Source organism: Streptococcus cuniculi (assembly GCF_004570575.1).
In the GTDB taxonomy this organism is placed as follows: Bacteria; Bacillota; Bacilli; order Lactobacillales; family Streptococcaceae; genus Streptococcus; species Streptococcus cuniculi_A.
On record NZ_SPPD01000001.1, the window covers coordinates 189601 to 206653 of the forward strand.

Below are 17053 nucleotides of genomic sequence, written 5' to 3' on the forward strand. Positions count from 1 at the left end.
GGTAGCTAGCTGGATATTCCCTACATTTCATTTGTTTAATTGAACACGGACTAAGAGCTGTGTAAAAAAGATAGGCAGCTGTTCTCGCTTTAGCGAGTTACAGCTGAGAATCCCTTTAGTGGATAGGCAGCTGTTCCAGCTTTAGCCGATTACAGGTGTGGCTACCTTTAGAGATTGGGCTGAAAACCTCCACTGGAGCTTTTCACTCGTCGTATTTCCTATTTTGCTGTAGCTGTTGCAGGCTATGCCTGCTTTACAGATACAGAAGAAATAATCCAGTGGATTGTTTCTTCAAACAGGGTGCGCTTTGAGTTTTTAACGGACTCGTATCGTCTATTTTCATCAGTATTGCGGAAAAAAGGAGTGTGAAGGCTTGATGAATATTTGGTACAATAGAAAGTAAGAAAAGGCTTACAAAAAGATCGGAGGTGAGAAATGCTAACGAAAAAAGAGGCGGCGATTGTGCAGGTCTTGCTACGGCATGAGGGAACCTATATTTCCAGTCAAAAGATTGCAGCAGCCATTGGCATGAGCGACCGCACCGTCCGAAAGTATCTGCAAATCATCAAGGATAAAATTGCTAAAAGAGGGGTAGAGCTGATTTCCAAATCAGGCTATGGCTACCAGTTGTCCTTTCGAGATGAGGAGCAGTTTCAGCTCTACTGGCAGGAGTGGCAGCAGTCGGATAAGTTGGTCAAGGACGTAAGCCAACTGGAGGAAGCGACAGATAGGCGTCACTACATTATTCATAAACTTTTTTTGGAGGCAGGTAGTCCGACCATTTTGGCCCTATCCCAAGAGTTATACCTGAGTAAGACTAGCGTGTCTCAGCTGTTGACAGAAATAAAGGACTTGGTTCGCCCCTATAGACTTGAGATTCAGATTAGCAGAAAAGGCATTCAGGTCGTAGGAAGCGAGCTTGCTATCCGCCACTTTATCAAAGATTATTTCTTTATGGATAGCTTCCAAAATTCCGTTTTTTCTCTACTCCAGCACGATGTTCTTGAAGAAAGTCATTTTTCGGATATTATCATGATTGTCATCGATGAATGCCGAAACGGTCAGCTGCAATTGCCTGACTTCGTCTTGCATAATCTAGTGGTTCACTTAGCTTTGATGATGAGCAGGATTCGTCTGGGCAATCCAGTCCAGTTGGTTTCCCATCAAGAAGATAGAAAGAGTCCAGAATACCAAGTGGCAACAAGGATTTTAGGACGCTTAGCAGAACGCTTTTCCATCGAATTTCCGGAGAAAGAAGCAGCCTATATCTCCATTCACTTGCATGGAGGAAAAGAAGAAACAGGTAGCCATCAAACAGCAGATAGCGTGACAAGACACCTACGAGAGCGCTTGGAAAAACTGGGTCAGCAGCTAGCTACTCCCTTAGAGCTGGATGTACATCTGCTCGATTCATTGAAGGTGCATTTTATTCCCTTCCTGCATCGGATTCACAATGGCATTCAGCTAGTCAATCCCTTGACAGAAGAGATTGTAGCCCAGTATCCCGAGGTTCTTGCGGCAGTCAAGGAAGTGTTCTCTTCTATGCCTGAATTACAAGGTCAAGCCATCACAGAAGATGAATATGCCTATATTAGTTTGCATGTCTTGGCGTCTTTGGAGAAAATGAGCGGACAGGTCCGCTACCGTGTCCTAGTCGTTTGTGCAAGTGGCTACGGAAGTGCTAGGATGTTGAAACAGCGACTGGAAAATGAATTTCCAGCAGAATTAGACATTGTAGAAGTTGCGAGTTATCTCGATTTGACCGAGCAAGACTTGACAGGCATTGATTTTATCATCTCCTCGGTGGACTTGAGTAGTGTGGTCTTTCTCGTTCCGGTGGTCAAGGTCAGCGTTTTGTTGCAACCGCAAGACATTACCCGTATTCGTAGCCACATGACCAAGAGGGTCTGGACGAGGGAAGAGCCAACTGTGACCAAAAGGAGCCTAGAAAAACAGGCTTGCCCGCTAGGAGATGTAGCCCAATTATTTCAGGAATCGCAATTCTTGTATTTTGATCAGCAGGTGGACAAGGAGAGGGTCTTATCCCAGATGATTCACTGCTTGGAAGAAGGAGGAGACCCACGCTTTCGACAGGATTTCCGCAAGCAGATTGCGATTCGGGAAAATCTTAGCTCCGTTGTCTATGAGGAAGTCCTCGCCTTTCCGCATCCGCCAAAGGCGCTGACTCAAAAAGAACAGGTAGTGATAGCTGTTTGCCGTTATCCGATTTACTGGGATAAGGAGTATGACCAGGTGCGTTTTGTCTTTCTGCTATCTCCCTCAACAGGGAAAAATGAGCGGATGAAGCTGGTCACACCAGCCCTCGCATCTTTTGTACATGCGCCTGATTTACAGAAAAAACTACAGGACAATCCAACTGTCCAACAATTCAAAGAACTATTTATCCCTTTACTATAGGGAAGGAGGAAAACAATGAAAAATATCATGTTAGTATGTAATGCTGGTATGTCTACTAGTATGTTAGTAACCAAAATGCTCAAAGCAGCAAGCGACAAAGGCATAGAAGTAAATATTTGGGCTGTTCCGATTTCTGAAGTTGCAGATGAGGTAGCCAATAAAACAATTGATGTCTTGCTCGTCGGACCTCAGGTCAAATTTATGTTGGACGAGTACAAGGAAAATTACGAGCCAGACATCAAGGTTGGCGATATCAATATGGTCGACTACGGCACTATGAATGGAGCCAACGTCTTGGACTTTGCCTTGAAATTATTAGGAGAGTAGCCGATGGGAGAACCAGCAAATCTTGAAGCGATTATGGGGCTCATTATGCACGGGGGCGATGCTAAGGGCAATGCGGTCGAAGCCATTCGTGCAGCTAAAAAAGGGGATTTTGATGCAGCAGCAAGCTTCCTTGAAAAAGCCCACCATGCTCTGAATATTGCCCATAAATCACAAACGGCCTTATTAGCAGAAGAAGCAGCTGGGCAGTCAATCGAAGTTTCCCTTTTAATGGTCCATGGTCAAGACCACTTGATGAATGCCATTACCTTCTTGGATATGGCCAAGGAAACGATTGATTTATACCGCAGAATAGAGGAAATCGGAGGACAGTAGATGGAAGCTCGTCTGACAGTAACAGGTCAACTGGAAGCCTTTTATGCCTTATACCTAGAATTGTTTCAGGAGGACTATCAAAGAGCAACAGGCAAGTCCCTTCCGCTGTCTGAGATAAGAGAGGGCTTGAGTTACGTCAAGCGTTTCGGAAAAAAAGAGGGTCAGTCCGTCAAAGTGACCTTGCAGCAGTTGATGGAAAAGGAGTGCTACGCCGTTGCGATTCAATCAAACCGCGGTGTGCAGTTTTTGACCTACCGCTTGGAAGAGGTGGGAGATCATCAGGTAGAAATTGTCTACACCGAAGATTATCTGCCAGAAGGGCGCTGGAACAAGCTCAACTATAAATTATTGCTTCCTCTTATGAAACGGAGTTTAGAGAAGCGCATGCTTCTTCAAATTAAAAAATTTGCAGAATTTGCAACAAAAAAGGAGGTTCATTAAATGGACACATTTATGAAAATTTCAGGAAAACTGGGCTCGCAGAAGCACCTAGTTGCCATTCGGGATGCCTTTCTCGCCATGTTTCCACTGACCATGGCAGGGGCGATTGCAGTCTTAATCAATGTCTTGGTGCGTGACATTCCAAACAGCATGGGGAATACCGGCTTTGCAGAAAGCATGCAACCTCTCATCACCTTAAATGGTTGTGTTTACTTTGGAACGATTGCCATTATGGCGTTTGCCTTCGTCTTTGCCCTTGGTTACAACCGAGCTCAACATGAAAAGCTCAATCCGATTGCAGGAGGCTTGGTTTCTTTTGCAGCCTTCATCTCGACTATTCCACAAACCATGACCATTGTGACAGATGTGGCAGGTCTTGATAAGTCTGTTGTGAAAGCCTTGGTAGATTTTGGTTTGACCATCTCAGAAAGCGGTTTGGAAACTTCTGAGTGGGGTGCCATCAAGGTTGCCTATGCAGGTGCGACTGGCTTGTTTACTGCTATGATTATCGGTCTACTCTCAGCAGAAATTTACTGCTTCTTGATGAAAAAGAAAATCATCATCAAGATGCCAGATACGGTACCGCCAGCTGTTAACAAGGCATTTGCTTCCATGATTCCAGGGATTGTAGCCATCTACGTTTCAGCCTTTATCGGCTTTATGGCAGTACAATTATCTGGTCAATCCTTGAACGACTTGGTATCAGCCTACATTCAAAAACCATTACTTGGTCTATCTCAAGGTTGGTTCAGCGTTGTCTTGCTTTCTTTCCTTGTACAATTGTTCTGGTTCTTCGGACTTCATGGACACAACGTATTGGGACCTGTGTTGGATGGTATCTACCTACCTGCTCTCCTTGAAAATACAGCAGCGCATGAAGCTGGCAAGGCCCTTCCTTACATCTGGACTCGTGGCTCTTTCGATGCTTACGGGCAAATGGGTGGTTCAGGTGTGACCATTGCCTTTATCATTGCAGTCTTCCTCTTTTCAAAACGCCAAGAATACCGTGCTGTTGCTAAATTATCAGCACCGATGGGGATTTTCAATATCAATGAACCAGTTACCTTTGGTATTCCAATGGTCTTGAATCCACTCTTTGTCATTCCGTGGCTGATTGTTCCGCCAATCTGTTGTGGTATTGCCTATGCAGCGACAGCTCTTGGCTTGATTCCACCAGTCTACGTATCCATCCCATGGATTACCCCTCCAGGCCTTTATGCCTTCCTTGCAACAGGTGGGAATGTCTTAGCAGGTATCATTTCCTTAGTTAATGTCTTTATCGCCTTTCTCATCTGGACGCCATTTGTTATTGCAGCAAATAAGGTAGAAGTAGGGGACTAAAATCATCCAGTGGATGATTTTAGCCCGAGCCTATAAATAGGAAAGCGAGCTTAGTCGCTCTCTAAGAAATGGCTGAGTTTTGCCTCATTCTCACCTTTCTACTATCACTGGCTGTGACCTAATCGAAAAAGCATAAAATCAAGGTGTTTCACCAGAAGATTTTATGCTTTTCTTTATGCCAGCCTAGTGTCTGATTCCTTTCTTTTGTCATTTTATACTCTTTGAACATCAAAAGGTTACTTTATCAACCTAGTCATCAACTGATTTTGATGAACCCCAGTTCTATCTTCAATTGCGTTTCTTCATCTATTTTTGATTTTCTGTGAGTATTATCGTCTCATCTCAGCAATATATTTGGATTTTTGCTAGAATAGAAGCATGAAAGCATTGATTTTTGATTTAGACGATACCTTGTATGATCAGGAAGAGCCCTTTAAGCGTGCTGTGCAGCTCTACCTTTCCGTCCCTGACGAGCAAATGGAAGCCCTCTATATCGCTTTCCGACTTCATGCCGATGAGGTATTTGAGGCGGCAAGTACGGGGGAAATGACCCTTGAAGCCAGCCACATTTACCGTATGAAAGAGGCTTTGGCAGACTTTGGGTATGCTGTTTCAGATGAATTGGCGCTGACTATTCAAAAAGAGTATCAGGACAACCAAGGAAAGCTCGAACTCAGTCCAGAAATACCAGCTATTTTTGATTATTGTCGCGAGAAGAAGATTCGTCTGGGGATTATTACCAATGGTCCACACCTTCATCAGTTGCGTAAGTTGCAGGCTTTGGAGATGACCAACTGGATTTCAGAGGATGCGACCATTATTTCAGGTCAAGTAGGGATAGCTAAGCCCTCAAAGGCGATTTTTGACTTGACGGCAGAGCGCTTGCAGCTCCGACCGGAGGACATGTGCTATGTGGGTGATGCCTTTGAAAATGATGTTGTCAGTGCTAAAGGGGCAGGCTGGCAAGTCATTTGGCTCAATCACAGAAAACGTCAGGCTCCCGACAGTCCCTATCAAGCAGATGCGGTCGTTGAGAAACGCCAAAATCTGCTCGGTGTGATTCAGAAGCTAGCCAGTCGTTAAGGTTTAGTTTTTCAACGGAGGAAAGTGGATGGGATAAAAGAGAGCTTCTACTCGATAGTGTCAATGCCCTTGTCTCATTTCTAGTATGTCGCTACATCTTCATGCACTATCTTTATTTCCAATATTATTCTCGGATAGTAGTAGGTATGCCTGAGATTGATGTTGTGGGCCCATTGCTGGTCATTCTCGTCATGAGCTATAGTGTATTTGTCTTGCTGAGCTTTTTCTATCGAGAAAGAGTGAGTAGGAAGAAGATTGGAGCGCTCTACGTTCTTTATTTTGCCTGTTTAGCTTATCTACTGTTCTTTAAAAATATTGGCATTAGAGGGTTTGGGCTAAATCCAGTTGAAACATTGCGAGACATTCAGGCGGGAAGCGTTTTTGTTCCCTTGATGAATGTTCTTCTCTTTGTGCCTCTAGGGACACTGCTTACCAGCAAGAAACACTTTGCCTTTTCCTGTCTAGGCGTGATAGGGGTGGAACTTCTCCAATATACCTGTAGTCTTGGGATTTGCGATACAGGGGACATGCTCCTAAATATAGCAGGGCTAGCACTTGGTATCGCAGTGGTACGGTTAGGGCTTTTGAACTTCTTCTTGCAAAAGATAGACTAGCACTTTTTCCTTTCTCTCTGCTTTGTGATATAATAAAATCAAGAAAGAATGTGGTGATGCATGTATATTGAAATGGTAGATGAGACAAAGCAGGTGCCAGAGGAGATGCAAACGCAGATCCGAGACTTGCTTGAGTTTGCAGCTCAAAAGATTGGCAAAGAGCAAAAAGAAATGGTCGTGACCTTTGTAGACAATGCGCGTGTGCATGAGGTGAATCTAAAATACCGCGGTATCGACCGTCCGACAGATGTGGTAAGCCTAGAGTACAAGCCCGAAACGCAGATTATCTTTGATGAGGACGATCTGCTAGATAATCCTGAGCTGAGCAAGATGCTAGAGGATTTTGACGCCTATATCGGTGAATTGTATATTTCAATTGACAAGGCACATGAGCAAGCAAAAGAGTATGGCCATAGTTTTGAACGAGAAATGGGCTTTTTAGCTGTGCACGGTTTTCTGCATATCAACGGGTATGACCACTATACCCCCGAAGAGGAAGCAGAAATGTTTGGATTACAAGAAGAAATACTGACAGCTTATGGACTTACACGAGAATAATTCACAAAAAAAATGGAAAAATAGAGATCTGGTTGCCAGCCTTGAATTTGCGGTGACAGGTCTTTTTACGGCTTTTAAGGAAGAGCGTAATATGCGCAAACATCTCGTATCTGCGATTTTGGTTGTGATAGCGGGATTTATTTTTCAAGTGTCGATGACCGAGTGGCTGTTTTTGCTCTTGAGTATTAGTCTGGTTATCGCCTTTGAAATCGTCAATTCTGCTATTGAAAATGTGGTGGACTTGGCGTCAGGTTATCACTTCTCCATGTTGGCCAAAAATGCTAAGGACATGGCAGCAGGTGCGGTTTTGTTTGTATCAGGTTTTGCTCTTTTGACGGGGCTACTGATTTTTCTTCCAAAAATTTGGAATGTGATTTTTTAAGAGGTATGTATGACATTTAAATCAGGCTTTGTAGCTATTTTAGGACGTCCAAATGTTGGGAAATCAACCTTTCTCAACTATGTAATGGGGCAAAAAATTGCCATTATGAGTGACAAGGCACAGACAACGCGCAATAAAATCATGGGAATTTATACGACAGAGACTGAGCAGATTGTCTTTATTGATACGCCGGGAATCCATAAGCCCAAGACAGCCTTGGGGGATTTTATGGTGGAATCTGCTTACAGCACCTTGCGCGAAGTGGACACTGTTCTCTTTATGGTGCCTGCCGATGAGCCAAGAGGCAAGGGAGACGATATGATTATCGAGCGCCTAAAAGCGGCTAAGGTTCCTGTTATCTTGGTGGTCAATAAGATTGACAAGGTGCATCCAGACCAGCTTTTGGAGCAGATTGATGATTTTAGACAGCAGATGAACTTCAAGGAAATTGTCCCAATTTCTGCCACTCAGGGCAATAATGTCAACCGTCTTATGGAAATCTTGAAAGACAACCTTGACGAAGGCTTCCAATATTTTCCAGCAGACCAGATTACAGATCACCCAGAGCGCTTTTTGGTGTCTGAGATGATTCGGGAGAAAGTGCTTCACCTGACCCGAGAGGAAATTCCGCATTCAGTCGCTGTGGTCATTGACAGCATGAAGCGAGACGAGGACACAGATAAGATCCATATTCGTGCCACTATTATGGTGGAGCGTGATAGTCAGAAGGGGATTGTCATTGGCAAGGCTGGTTCCATGCTCAAGAAGATTGGATCCATGGCCCGCCGTGACATCGAGTTGATGCTAGGAGACAAGGTCTTCTTAGAAACTTGGGTCAAGGTCAAGAAGAACTGGCGCGACAAGAAACTGGATCTCGCAGACTTTGGCTATAATCAAAAAGAGTATTAATACTTATCAATGAGGCCTAAGGAGAAAAGTGATGGATTACATTTCCTATATCCGTTCAAAAGTTGGGCATGAGAAGATTATTCTCACCTTTGCAGGAGGAATCTTGACCAATTCCGCAGGTGAAGTTCTCCTGCAGTTGCGTGGGGATAAGAAAACATGGGCGATTTCAGGTGGTGCCATGGAGTTAGGCGAATCGTCGGTTGATACCCTCAAGCGTGAATTCTTAGAAGAGACGGGCGTCGTGGTAGAGCCCGTTCGCTTTTTGAATGCCTATACTAATTTTGAGGAAGTTTATCCCAATGGGGATCAGGTGCAGACGGTGGTTTTTCTCTATGAAGTTGCGGCTCAGAAAACGGTTGAGATTACGGATTTTCGCAATGCGGAAACCTTGGAACTTCGTTTTTTCTCGCCAGCAGAAATCACTGGTTTGGATACAATTTCTGCAAAACATCGTCTAATGTTAGATGAATTTCTAAACGATTCCTTTGCCATGGGACATTGAGTTTGAATCAGGAAGGAGTAAGGAGTGCAGGTAGAAATCAAAAGCGTTCAGCCAGATGAAGTGGATGTTTGGTTATCGTTTGCCAGCAAAGTATGGACAAGTAATCTAGAGCAACTCCGAGTGCGCTTTCTGAAAGAAGACTTTCCCTATGAATTTCTATACTGGAAGTCAGGAAAAGCTCTTGCTTGGCTCAGTTTATCTATCCGAAGAGAATATGTGGAGGGCTGCTCTAGCCTACCGATTGCCTACTTGGAAGGAATTGCTGTGTTACCGCAAGCTAGAAAGCAAGGAATCGCACGAGAATTGCTCACGTTTGCCAAACAATGGGCTAAAGAGCAGGGGTGCTCTCAATTAGCTTCAGATTGTGCCTTAAACAATACTACCAGTCAGGAATTTCATCACAAGATTGGCTTTCGCGAAGTAGGCCGAAGTATTCATTATATCGTAGAAATATGAAAGGAGCCCTATGCCAGAATTACCAGAGGTCGAGACGGTCCGTCAAGGGCTAGAAAGACTGGTTGTTGGAAAAAGAATTCAGAAAGTGGAGATTGCTTATCCACGCATGGTCTTGACAGGAGCAGATGTCCTCTGTGAGGTACTCGTCGGTCAAGAATGTTGTGAAATCAAGCGCCGGGGGAAATACCTCCTGTTTTACATGACAGATTTTGTCCTGATTTCTCATTTGCGCATGGAGGGAAAGTACAATTATTTCCCCGATAAGGTGCCAGAAAATAAGCATTTTCACGCCTTTTTCACCTTTACCGACGGTAGCCACTTGGTCTACCAAGATGTGCGGAAATTCGGCACGCTGGAATTGCTGGGCAAGGAGCAGGTGGAGGATTATTTCCTCTCTAAAAAATTAGGGCCAGAGCCGACCGTAGAAGATTTCACTTATGCCAGATTTAAGGAGCGGCTAGCCAAATCGAAAAAGCCGATTAAGGCGCATCTCTTAGATCAGACATTGGTCGTGGGGTTGGGGAATATCTACGTAGATGAAGCCTTGTTTCAAGCTGGGGTTCATCCTGCACGGACGAGCCACAGTCTTTCCGTCAAGGAAAGCAAAGCCTTGCACCAAGCCATTATTGCCGTCCTGCAATTAGCCATTGAAAAAGGAGGTTCGACCATTCGGACCTACAAAAATGCGCTTGGTATGGACGGCACCATGCAGGATTATCTACAAGTCTATGGAAAGCAGGGACAGGCTTGCCCCAACTGTCAGACAGAAATTGTCAAGTTCCAGTTATCTGGTCGTGGAACGCATGTCTGTCCCCAGTGTCAGGTGGCGCCATGACACAAGTAATCGGGATAACAGGGGGGATTGCTTCGGGCAAATCCACGGTGACCAGCTACTTACGAAAACGTGGCTATCAGGTGATTGATGCGGATCAAATCGTCCACCAGTTGCAACAAAAGGGGGGCGAGCTCTATCAGGTATTGGTAGATGAATTTGGTACAGACATTCTAGCCAAAGATGGGGAGCTGAATCGCCAGCAACTGGGGTGCTTGGTATTTGAGCAAGTAGAGGTCCGTGAGCGTCTCTCCTACTTGCAGGATAGGATTATTCGGCAGGCCTTATTAGCTGAGCGTGATCGGCTAGCCGAGCATGAGGCGGTACTATTCATGGATATTCCCTTGCTCTTTGAACTGGGCTATGAGGAGGTCGTGTCCGAGATCTGGCTTGTTGTACTTGAGTCCGAGCTACAAATGGAGCGGCTAATGAAGCGCAATCACCTAGATCAGGAGGCAGCGAAACAGCGGTTAGCTGCGCAAATGCCTCTGGAAGAAAAGAAAAAGCGAACCCCATATCAGATTGATAATGGTGGAGAAAGGCTTGCAACTTATGAACAAGTTGATCAGCTTTTACAGCGTATAGAAAGAAGATGATGATATTTTTAATAAGGAAATTTGGAAACAGAATTTAAAAATTGCTTGGGTCGGAAATGTGTTGATGGGGGCTAGCTTTTCCATGGTCATGCCCTTTATCTCTGTATTTGTCGAGGAATTAGGAGCCCCGCAATATCAGGTGGAGTTTTATGCCGGTCTAGCGGTATCAACCACTGCCTTGGCGTCAGCGATTATGTCGCCGATTTGGGGGAGTTTGGCGGACCGCTACGGCCGAAAACCAATGATGGTTCGTGCGAGTTCAGTCATGGTTCTCAGTATGGGCGGACTGGCTTTTGTCCCCAATGTCTTTTGGTTGATTCTCTTGCGGATTATGACTGGAGTGTTTGCAGGCTATGTGCCTAACTCGACCGCCTTGATTGCTAGTCAAGTTCCCAAGGAGAAAACAGGTTACGCTCTTGGAACCCTATCCACAGGTCTGGTCGCAGGAACCTTGATTGGCCCCATGCTCGGAGGCTTTTTAGCAGAAGTTGTTGGCATGCGACTGGTCTTTTTGATTGTAGGGGTTCTATTATTACTGGTGACCGTTGTGACCTACTTTTACATCAAGGAAGATTTCACACCGATTAAGGCAGGTCAGGAGATGTGCTTAGGAGAGGTCTTTCATCAGATTAAAGACAAGCAGATTGTACTGAGTTTGTTTGTGACCAGCATGATTATTCAAATGGCGGCCCAGTCAGTGGTGCCGATATTGACCCTTTATATTCGTCATTTGGGGCAAACAGAAAATCTTTTATTTGTTTCAGGAATGATTATTTCTGCTATGGGAGTCTCTTCCATGGTTAGTTCTCCTCAGCTTGGAAAATTAGGGGATAAGGTTGGAAATCATCGCTTGTTACTGCTAGCCTTGCTCTACAGTTTTGTGATGAATTGGTTCAATGCCCATGCTACAACGCCTTTACAACTAGGTGTCATGCGCTTTTTATATGGCTTTGGGACAGGAGCGCTCCTGCCATCTGTCAATTCCTTGCTGGCAAAATTAACGCCTAAAGAGGGTATTTCACGGATTTTCTCCTTTAATCAAACCTTTATGTATATGGGTTCTGTCTTGGGTCCTATGCTGGGGTCAGGAGTTGCCACCTATCTAGGTTATCGCTGGGTCTTTTATGTGACCTGTAGCCTTGTCATGGTCAATCTGATCTGGTCTCTCTTTAGCTTTAGAAATTACTTGAAAGTAAGGGAAATTTAGTGAGAGTTAAAATCAATTTACAATGTTCAGAATGTGGCAGTAAAAATTACTTGACCAGTAAGAACAGCAAAACGCATCCGCAGAAAATTGAAGTGTTAAAATATTGTCCAAAAGAGAGAAAAGTAACGTTGCACCTTGAAACGAAATGAGTTTTATGGTATACTGTTGGGAGTTCTTAAAGAAAGAGAAAAAATATGTATAACGTTTTATTGACCATTCTTTTAATTTTATCTGCTATTATTATTATCGCAATCTTTATGCAACCAGCTAAAAATCAATCGAGCAACGTATTTGACGCCAGTTCAGGAGCCCTCTTTGAACGTACAAAGGCGCGGGGCTTCGAGGCTGTGATGCAGCGTTTGACCGCTATTCTCGTCTTTTGCTGGATGTTGATTGCGCTGGCCTTGGTAATTATTTCAAGTAAGTAAAAAGACTGGGACTTGTTCTTGGTCTCTTTTTTATCATGGAGAGGGAACAGACTAGATTCAAATAGCTTTTACTCTTTGAAAATCAAATTCAAACGTTGTCAGCGTCGCCTTGCCGTACTCCAGTACAGCCTTCGGCTTGCTTCCTAGTTTGCTTTTTGATTTTCTTTGAGTATTATATACACCGAAAAGAGAAACATGAAAAAAGAAATCATTGACTATATTGAAACAGTTGGTCCTGTGACCATGGATCAACTAGCAGACCATTTTCAAGTAAGGTCTGCCAAAGAATTCACAGCTTTGGTCAAGCAGGTGTCCAGTATGGAGGGGCGCCGACAATTACGTTTTGATGATCAGGGCAGAATTGCTTTGCCAGAAAAGAAGAAAAAGAATTGCGTGACCCTGACAGGTATTTTCCGTGCCAATAAAAATGGCTTTGGCTTTGTCACGGTGGATGAAGCAGAAGATGACCTCTTTATTGGGCGCAATGATGTCAACCATGCCATTGAGGGCGATAGGGTTGAAGTAGCGATTAAAAAAGTGGCGGACCGTCTCAAGGGGACGGTAGCCGAAGCAGAAGTGATCGACATCTTAGAGCATAGTCTCAAGACAGCTGTCGGTCAGGTCATTTTTGATGAAGATAAAAAGGAATACGCGGGTTACATCAAGTCGAAAAATCAAAAGATTAACCAGCCGATTTACCTAAAAAAATCAGCTCTTGTTTTAGATGGGACAGAGATTGTCAAGGTCGATATCGAGCAATATCCTAACAAAAAACGGGATTATTTTGTAGCGACGATTCGTGACGTCATCGGACACAAGGGCGACGTGGGGATTGATGTTCTGGAAGTGCTCGAATCCATGGATATTCTCTCTGAATTTCCAGAGGAGGTCTTGGCGGAAGCCAATCAAATCCCAGATCAGCCATCAGAAAAGGACTATGAAGGACGCTTGGATTTGCGTCAGGAGATTATTTTTACCATTGACGGGGCAGATGCCAAGGACTTGGACGATGCGGTCCATATCAAGCAACTAAAAAATGGTCATCTAGAGCTCGGGGTCCATATCGCAGATGTCTCCCACTATGTGACAGAAGGCTCAGCGCTTGATCAAGAAGCGCTCCATCGTGGGACATCGGTCTACGTGACAGACCGTGTCGTGCCTATGTTGCCTGAGCGCTTGTCAAATGGGATTTGTTCTCTGAATCCTCATGTGGACCGCCTCACCCAGTCGGCTATTATGGAGATTGACCGCAAGGGGCGCGTGGTGAAGTATTGGATTGGACAGACCGTCATCAAGACGACTTATCGTATGACCTATGCCGATGTCAATTGGATGATTGCAGGGGACAAGGCGAAATTAGAAGCATTTTCAAAAATCGTGCCGAGTGTGGAGAAGATGGTCTTGCTCCATGAAACCCTGGAAGCGATGCGGGTCAAGCGTGGTGCGCTCAACTTTGATACCCATGAAGCCAAGATCATCGTCAATAAGGACGGTCTGCCAGTCGACATTCAACTGCGCCAGCGTGGTATTGCAGAGCGAATGATTGAGTCCTTTATGCTGGTCGCAAATGAAACGGTTGCAGAGCATTTTAGCAAGTTAGACCTACCTTTTATCTATCGAATTCACGAGGAGCCAAAGGCAGATAAATTACAGAAGTTCATCGATTACGCCAGCAGCTTTGGTCTTGGAATTGGAGGGACAGCTAGCTCCATTAGCTCCGAGGCCTTGCAGGAGTTGATGGAGCGTGTGGCAGGGGAATCCTATGCCGATGTCCTCAATATGATGTTGTTGCGTTCGATGCAGCAGGCTCGCTATTCGGAGCATAACCACGGACACTACGGCTTAGGTGCGGATTACTACACGCATTTTACCAGCCCGATTCGGCGCTATCCTGACCTCTTGGTGCACCGCATGGTGCGGGAATATGGCAATCTTACGCCAGAAGTGGTGGCGCATTTTGAAGCTACCATTCCTGCCATTGCCAAGCAAACATCGAGCTTGGAGCGCCGTGCGATTGAGGCTGAGCGCGAAGTGGAAGCCATGAAAAAAGCCGAATACATGCAGGAATTTGTGGAGCAGGAATTTGACGGTGTGGTGTCCAGCATTGTCAAGTTTGGTCTCTTTGTCGAGTTGCCAAATACGGTCGAGGGCTTGATTCACATTCAAAACCTGCCTGAATTTTACCATTACAATGAAAGAACCTTGACGCTAAAGGGGGAAAAATCAGGACGTGTCTTTCGTGTGGGTCAAAGCATTCGCATCAAGCTGACGCGGGCAGACAAGCTGACAGGTGAGATTGATTTTGCCCATGTACCGTCTGAACTGGATGTACTGGAGTCGCCACTCAAAGCAGTCCGCAAAAGCAAGAGCCATGCCAATCGGGATCGTTCAGATAGGACAGGTCGTGGTAAAGGCAAGGGACACAAGCAAGAGGGAGCGCTTCATGCTTCCAATAAAAAAAGAAAAGACAAGAAAAAGAAGTCATTTTATAAGGAAGTGGCGAAACCAAAACGCAAAAAAAGGAGATAGAGATGGCAAAGGGTGAAGGAAAGGTCCTCGCACAAAATAAGAAAGCCCGTCATGACTATAGCATTGTGGATACCATTGAAGCAGGGCTGGTCTTGACTGGGACGGAAATTAAGTCTATCCGAGCAGGTCGAATCAATCTCAAAGACGGCTTTGCCCAGATTCGAAAAGGCGAGGCCTGGCTCAATAATGTCCACATTTCCCCTTACGATGAGGGCAATATCTGGAATCAAGATCCGACCAGAACGCGCAAATTGCTCCTACGTAAGAAGCAGATTGAAAGCCTTGAACAGGAAGTCAAGGGAACAGGGATGACCCTTGTGCCTCTCAAGGTCTACCTCAAAGACGGCTTTGCCAAGATTTTGATTGGCCTTGCCAAGGGAAAACACGACTACGACAAGCGCGAGTCCATCAAACGCCGCGAACAAAACCGCGACATTGCCCGCATGATGAAGGCAATGAATGCGAGGTAGAACGGACTCAAAAGCACAAACAGCATATTATCCGAATTCTCATACTCGTCAAAAATCAAACTCTGACGTTGTTAACTTACCTTGCTTCAACAGTCCAGTGGACTGTTGAAGGTTGAAATAGTTCGGGGAACTATTTCAATCGGGAAATACGGCAAAGTGTAGCTTTGCTTTCTTCTTGGTGTAGAGTGTGGACTGTCAGCAACAGTCCGCACTAATGGTTCAGTGGAAACGAGCTAAGCTCGCCCTATTTCTCACCTTCCACAATTCTCAATTGTAAGGGGCGAGCTATGCTCGTTCTATTTCCAACCTTCCACAATTCTCAATTGTGGAAGCTAGTCAGAATTCGATTTTTATAGAGTATCTTTAATAGTGATGGCTATCATCGTAGTTTTCAAAAATAGAGGGAAGACGGGATTTTATCGGCTTGGATGTAGACATGGATGCTACTTTATAGTAAAATATGTAACAAATTATGTAGACGAAATAGGAAGAGAAATGGGCAAGAAAGCAATCACCATTAGAGATGTTGCTAGAGTAGCAAAAGTTTCAGTCAGTGCAGTCTCCAAAGTATTCAATCATTACGGTGATATTAGTGAAGAGACTAAAATAAAAGTTTATGAGGCGGCAAAGAAACTGAATTATATCCCTAGTCAAGCGGCTAGGCAACTGTCCAGTAAGAACACCAAAATTATCGCTCTGATCTTGAATGAAATTAAAGTTGTTAAAGGTTTAACGATGCCCTTTGAAATTTTGAGTGAAGTCAGTAATTATCTAGATGAGACAGACTATGAATTTGTTTTTTATGCGACGACAGCCAAAAAACAAGGTGAGAAATCTCTAGAACAATTTTGTTCGGAGCATAGTATTGACGGTATTATCATTCAAGGATTGAAAACAACAGATCCCTACTACAAGGAGCTAGATAGTATTACGCTTCCAACGGTAGCGATTGATTTAAAAGTGGATAATGGAGCCATTGGGACGATTTCGATTGACAATCAAGCAGCAGCTGCTGAGGTAACCAGACGTTTGATAGCAACTGGTCATCCCAATATCCTCTTTATCAATGGGACAAAGGAAGCAGAGGTCTCTCAAAAACGCGAGGCGGGCTATCGGTCTCAAGTAAAAGAAGCTACCGTATTGTATGCTCAATATTCAGAAGAAGAAGCTTTCAATTTAATTTTAAATTTAAAGGACTTAGAGCGATTTGATGCCATTTTTGCAGCCAGTGATTTGATGGCGATAGGGATTATTAATGCATTAAAGTTAAGAGGCTTGCAAAATGAAATTTCTGTTGTTGGATTTGATGATATTGCTTTAGCGAGTTATGTGACACCAAGTCTGACTACCGTTCGGCAAGATATGAAGCTGATTTCACAAAATGCTGTCAAAGATCTTCTCACTCAAATTGAAACAGGGGAGATTCATCACCGTCTGATTCCGCATAGGATTTGTATTAGAGAAAGTGCATGTATTTAAAGAAATCCTCACTTGCGATAAAGAGTAGGAAATGATATATAAAAGGAAATGGGATGCAGACTGTGATGCTAGAGACATGGTGCTCTTTCACTCTTATCGTTTATCTTGGACTAAAATAGTCTGCTGAATGATCTGAATGTATATCATT

General features: G+C 44.3%; 20 protein-coding genes. All 20 read left to right on the forward strand.

Annotated elements, in window-relative coordinates:
• Nucleotides 1-435: 435 nt before the first annotated feature.
• The 20 genes from E4T82_RS00920 (at nucleotide 436) to E4T82_RS01015 (ending at nucleotide 16905) form a co-directional block, all read left to right on the forward strand.
• Complete coding sequence (locus tag E4T82_RS00920; RefSeq protein WP_135181030.1) at nucleotides 436-2418, forward strand: BglG family transcription antiterminator; 1983 nt, start codon at nucleotides 436-438, stop codon at nucleotides 2416-2418.
• A gap of 15 nt (nucleotides 2419-2433) precedes the next feature.
• Nucleotides 2434-2745, forward strand: coding sequence for a PTS sugar transporter subunit IIB (locus tag E4T82_RS00925; RefSeq protein ID WP_135181031.1), 312 nt, complete (start codon nucleotides 2434-2436; stop codon nucleotides 2743-2745).
• Nucleotides 2746-2748: 3 nt separating this feature from the next.
• Complete coding sequence (locus E4T82_RS00930; protein ID WP_135181032.1) at nucleotides 2749-3078, forward strand: PTS lactose/cellobiose transporter subunit IIA; 330 nt, start codon at nucleotides 2749-2751, stop codon at nucleotides 3076-3078.
• On the forward strand, nucleotides 3079-3519 hold the full coding sequence (locus tag E4T82_RS00935; RefSeq protein WP_135181033.1) for a DUF3284 domain-containing protein: 441 nt from the start codon (nucleotides 3079-3081) through the stop codon (nucleotides 3517-3519).
• Nucleotides 3520-4860 carry a PTS sugar transporter subunit IIC gene (locus E4T82_RS00940; protein ID WP_228065007.1) on the forward strand — a complete coding sequence of 447 codons (1341 nt, stop codon included), beginning with the start codon at nucleotides 3520-3522 and terminating at the stop codon, nucleotides 4858-4860.
• Between the two features lie 378 nt (nucleotides 4861-5238).
• Nucleotides 5239-5943 (forward strand): HAD family hydrolase, encoded by a 705-nt coding sequence (locus tag E4T82_RS00945; RefSeq protein WP_135181034.1) that lies wholly within the window; start codon nucleotides 5239-5241, stop codon nucleotides 5941-5943.
• A gap of 146 nt (nucleotides 5944-6089) precedes the next feature.
• Nucleotides 6090-6557, forward strand: coding sequence for a VanZ family protein (locus tag E4T82_RS00950; protein ID WP_167753529.1), 468 nt, complete (start codon nucleotides 6090-6092; stop codon nucleotides 6555-6557).
• A 60-nt stretch (nucleotides 6558-6617) separates the two neighbouring features.
• Entirely contained in the window at nucleotides 6618-7115 is a 498-nt protein-coding gene (ybeY, locus tag E4T82_RS00955) for an rRNA maturation RNase YbeY (RefSeq protein ID WP_135181036.1), read from the forward strand.
• Entirely contained in the window at nucleotides 7096-7497 is a 402-nt protein-coding gene (locus tag E4T82_RS00960) for a diacylglycerol kinase family protein (RefSeq protein ID WP_135181037.1), read from the forward strand. Before ybeY ends, E4T82_RS00960 begins: the two co-directional genes overlap by 20 nt.
• A 9-nt stretch (nucleotides 7498-7506) precedes the next feature.
• Nucleotides 7507-8406, forward strand: a complete 900-nt coding sequence (gene era, locus E4T82_RS00965) for a GTPase Era (RefSeq protein ID WP_135181038.1) — start codon at nucleotides 7507-7509, stop codon at nucleotides 8404-8406.
• Nucleotides 8407-8437: 31 nt separating this feature from the next.
• The gene (locus E4T82_RS00970; protein WP_135181039.1) at nucleotides 8438-8908 is read left to right on the forward strand and encodes an NUDIX hydrolase; all 471 of its coding nucleotides are present in this window, start codon (nucleotides 8438-8440) and stop codon (nucleotides 8906-8908) included.
• A gap of 24 nt (nucleotides 8909-8932) precedes the next feature.
• Nucleotides 8933-9364 (forward strand): GNAT family N-acetyltransferase, encoded by a 432-nt coding sequence (locus tag E4T82_RS00975; RefSeq protein ID WP_135181040.1) that lies wholly within the window; start codon nucleotides 8933-8935, stop codon nucleotides 9362-9364.
• A gap of 10 nt (nucleotides 9365-9374) precedes the next feature.
• On the forward strand, nucleotides 9375-10199 hold the full coding sequence (gene mutM, locus E4T82_RS00980) for a DNA-formamidopyrimidine glycosylase (protein ID WP_135181041.1): 825 nt from the start codon (nucleotides 9375-9377) through the stop codon (nucleotides 10197-10199).
• Complete coding sequence (coaE, locus tag E4T82_RS00985) at nucleotides 10196-10792, forward strand: dephospho-CoA kinase (RefSeq protein ID WP_135181042.1); 597 nt, start codon at nucleotides 10196-10198, stop codon at nucleotides 10790-10792. Before mutM ends, coaE begins: the two co-directional genes overlap by 4 nt.
• 4 nt (nucleotides 10793-10796) lie before the next feature.
• The gene (locus E4T82_RS00990; protein WP_135181043.1) at nucleotides 10797-11999 is read left to right on the forward strand and encodes a multidrug efflux MFS transporter; all 1203 of its coding nucleotides are present in this window, start codon (nucleotides 10797-10799) and stop codon (nucleotides 11997-11999) included.
• Nucleotides 11999-12148, forward strand: coding sequence for a 50S ribosomal protein L33 (gene rpmG, locus E4T82_RS00995; RefSeq protein ID WP_075099873.1), 150 nt, complete (start codon nucleotides 11999-12001; stop codon nucleotides 12146-12148). Before E4T82_RS00990 ends, rpmG begins: the two co-directional genes overlap by 1 nt.
• 45 nt (nucleotides 12149-12193) lie before the next feature.
• On the forward strand, nucleotides 12194-12427 hold the full coding sequence (gene secG / locus E4T82_RS01000; protein ID WP_067088520.1) for a preprotein translocase subunit SecG: 234 nt from the start codon (nucleotides 12194-12196) through the stop codon (nucleotides 12425-12427).
• A gap of 195 nt (nucleotides 12428-12622) precedes the next feature.
• Nucleotides 12623-14956: a ribonuclease R gene (gene rnr / locus E4T82_RS01005; protein WP_135181044.1), complete on the forward strand. Its 2334-nt coding sequence runs from the start codon at nucleotides 12623-12625 to the stop codon at nucleotides 14954-14956.
• 2 nt (nucleotides 14957-14958) lie between these two features.
• Nucleotides 14959-15426: an SsrA-binding protein SmpB gene (smpB, locus tag E4T82_RS01010; protein WP_135181045.1), complete on the forward strand. Its 468-nt coding sequence runs from the start codon at nucleotides 14959-14961 to the stop codon at nucleotides 15424-15426.
• A gap of 495 nt (nucleotides 15427-15921) precedes the next feature.
• Nucleotides 15922-16905 carry a LacI family DNA-binding transcriptional regulator gene (locus E4T82_RS01015; RefSeq protein WP_135181046.1) on the forward strand — a complete coding sequence of 328 codons (984 nt, stop codon included), beginning with the start codon at nucleotides 15922-15924 and terminating at the stop codon, nucleotides 16903-16905.
• Nucleotides 16906-17053: the final 148 nt, after the last annotated feature.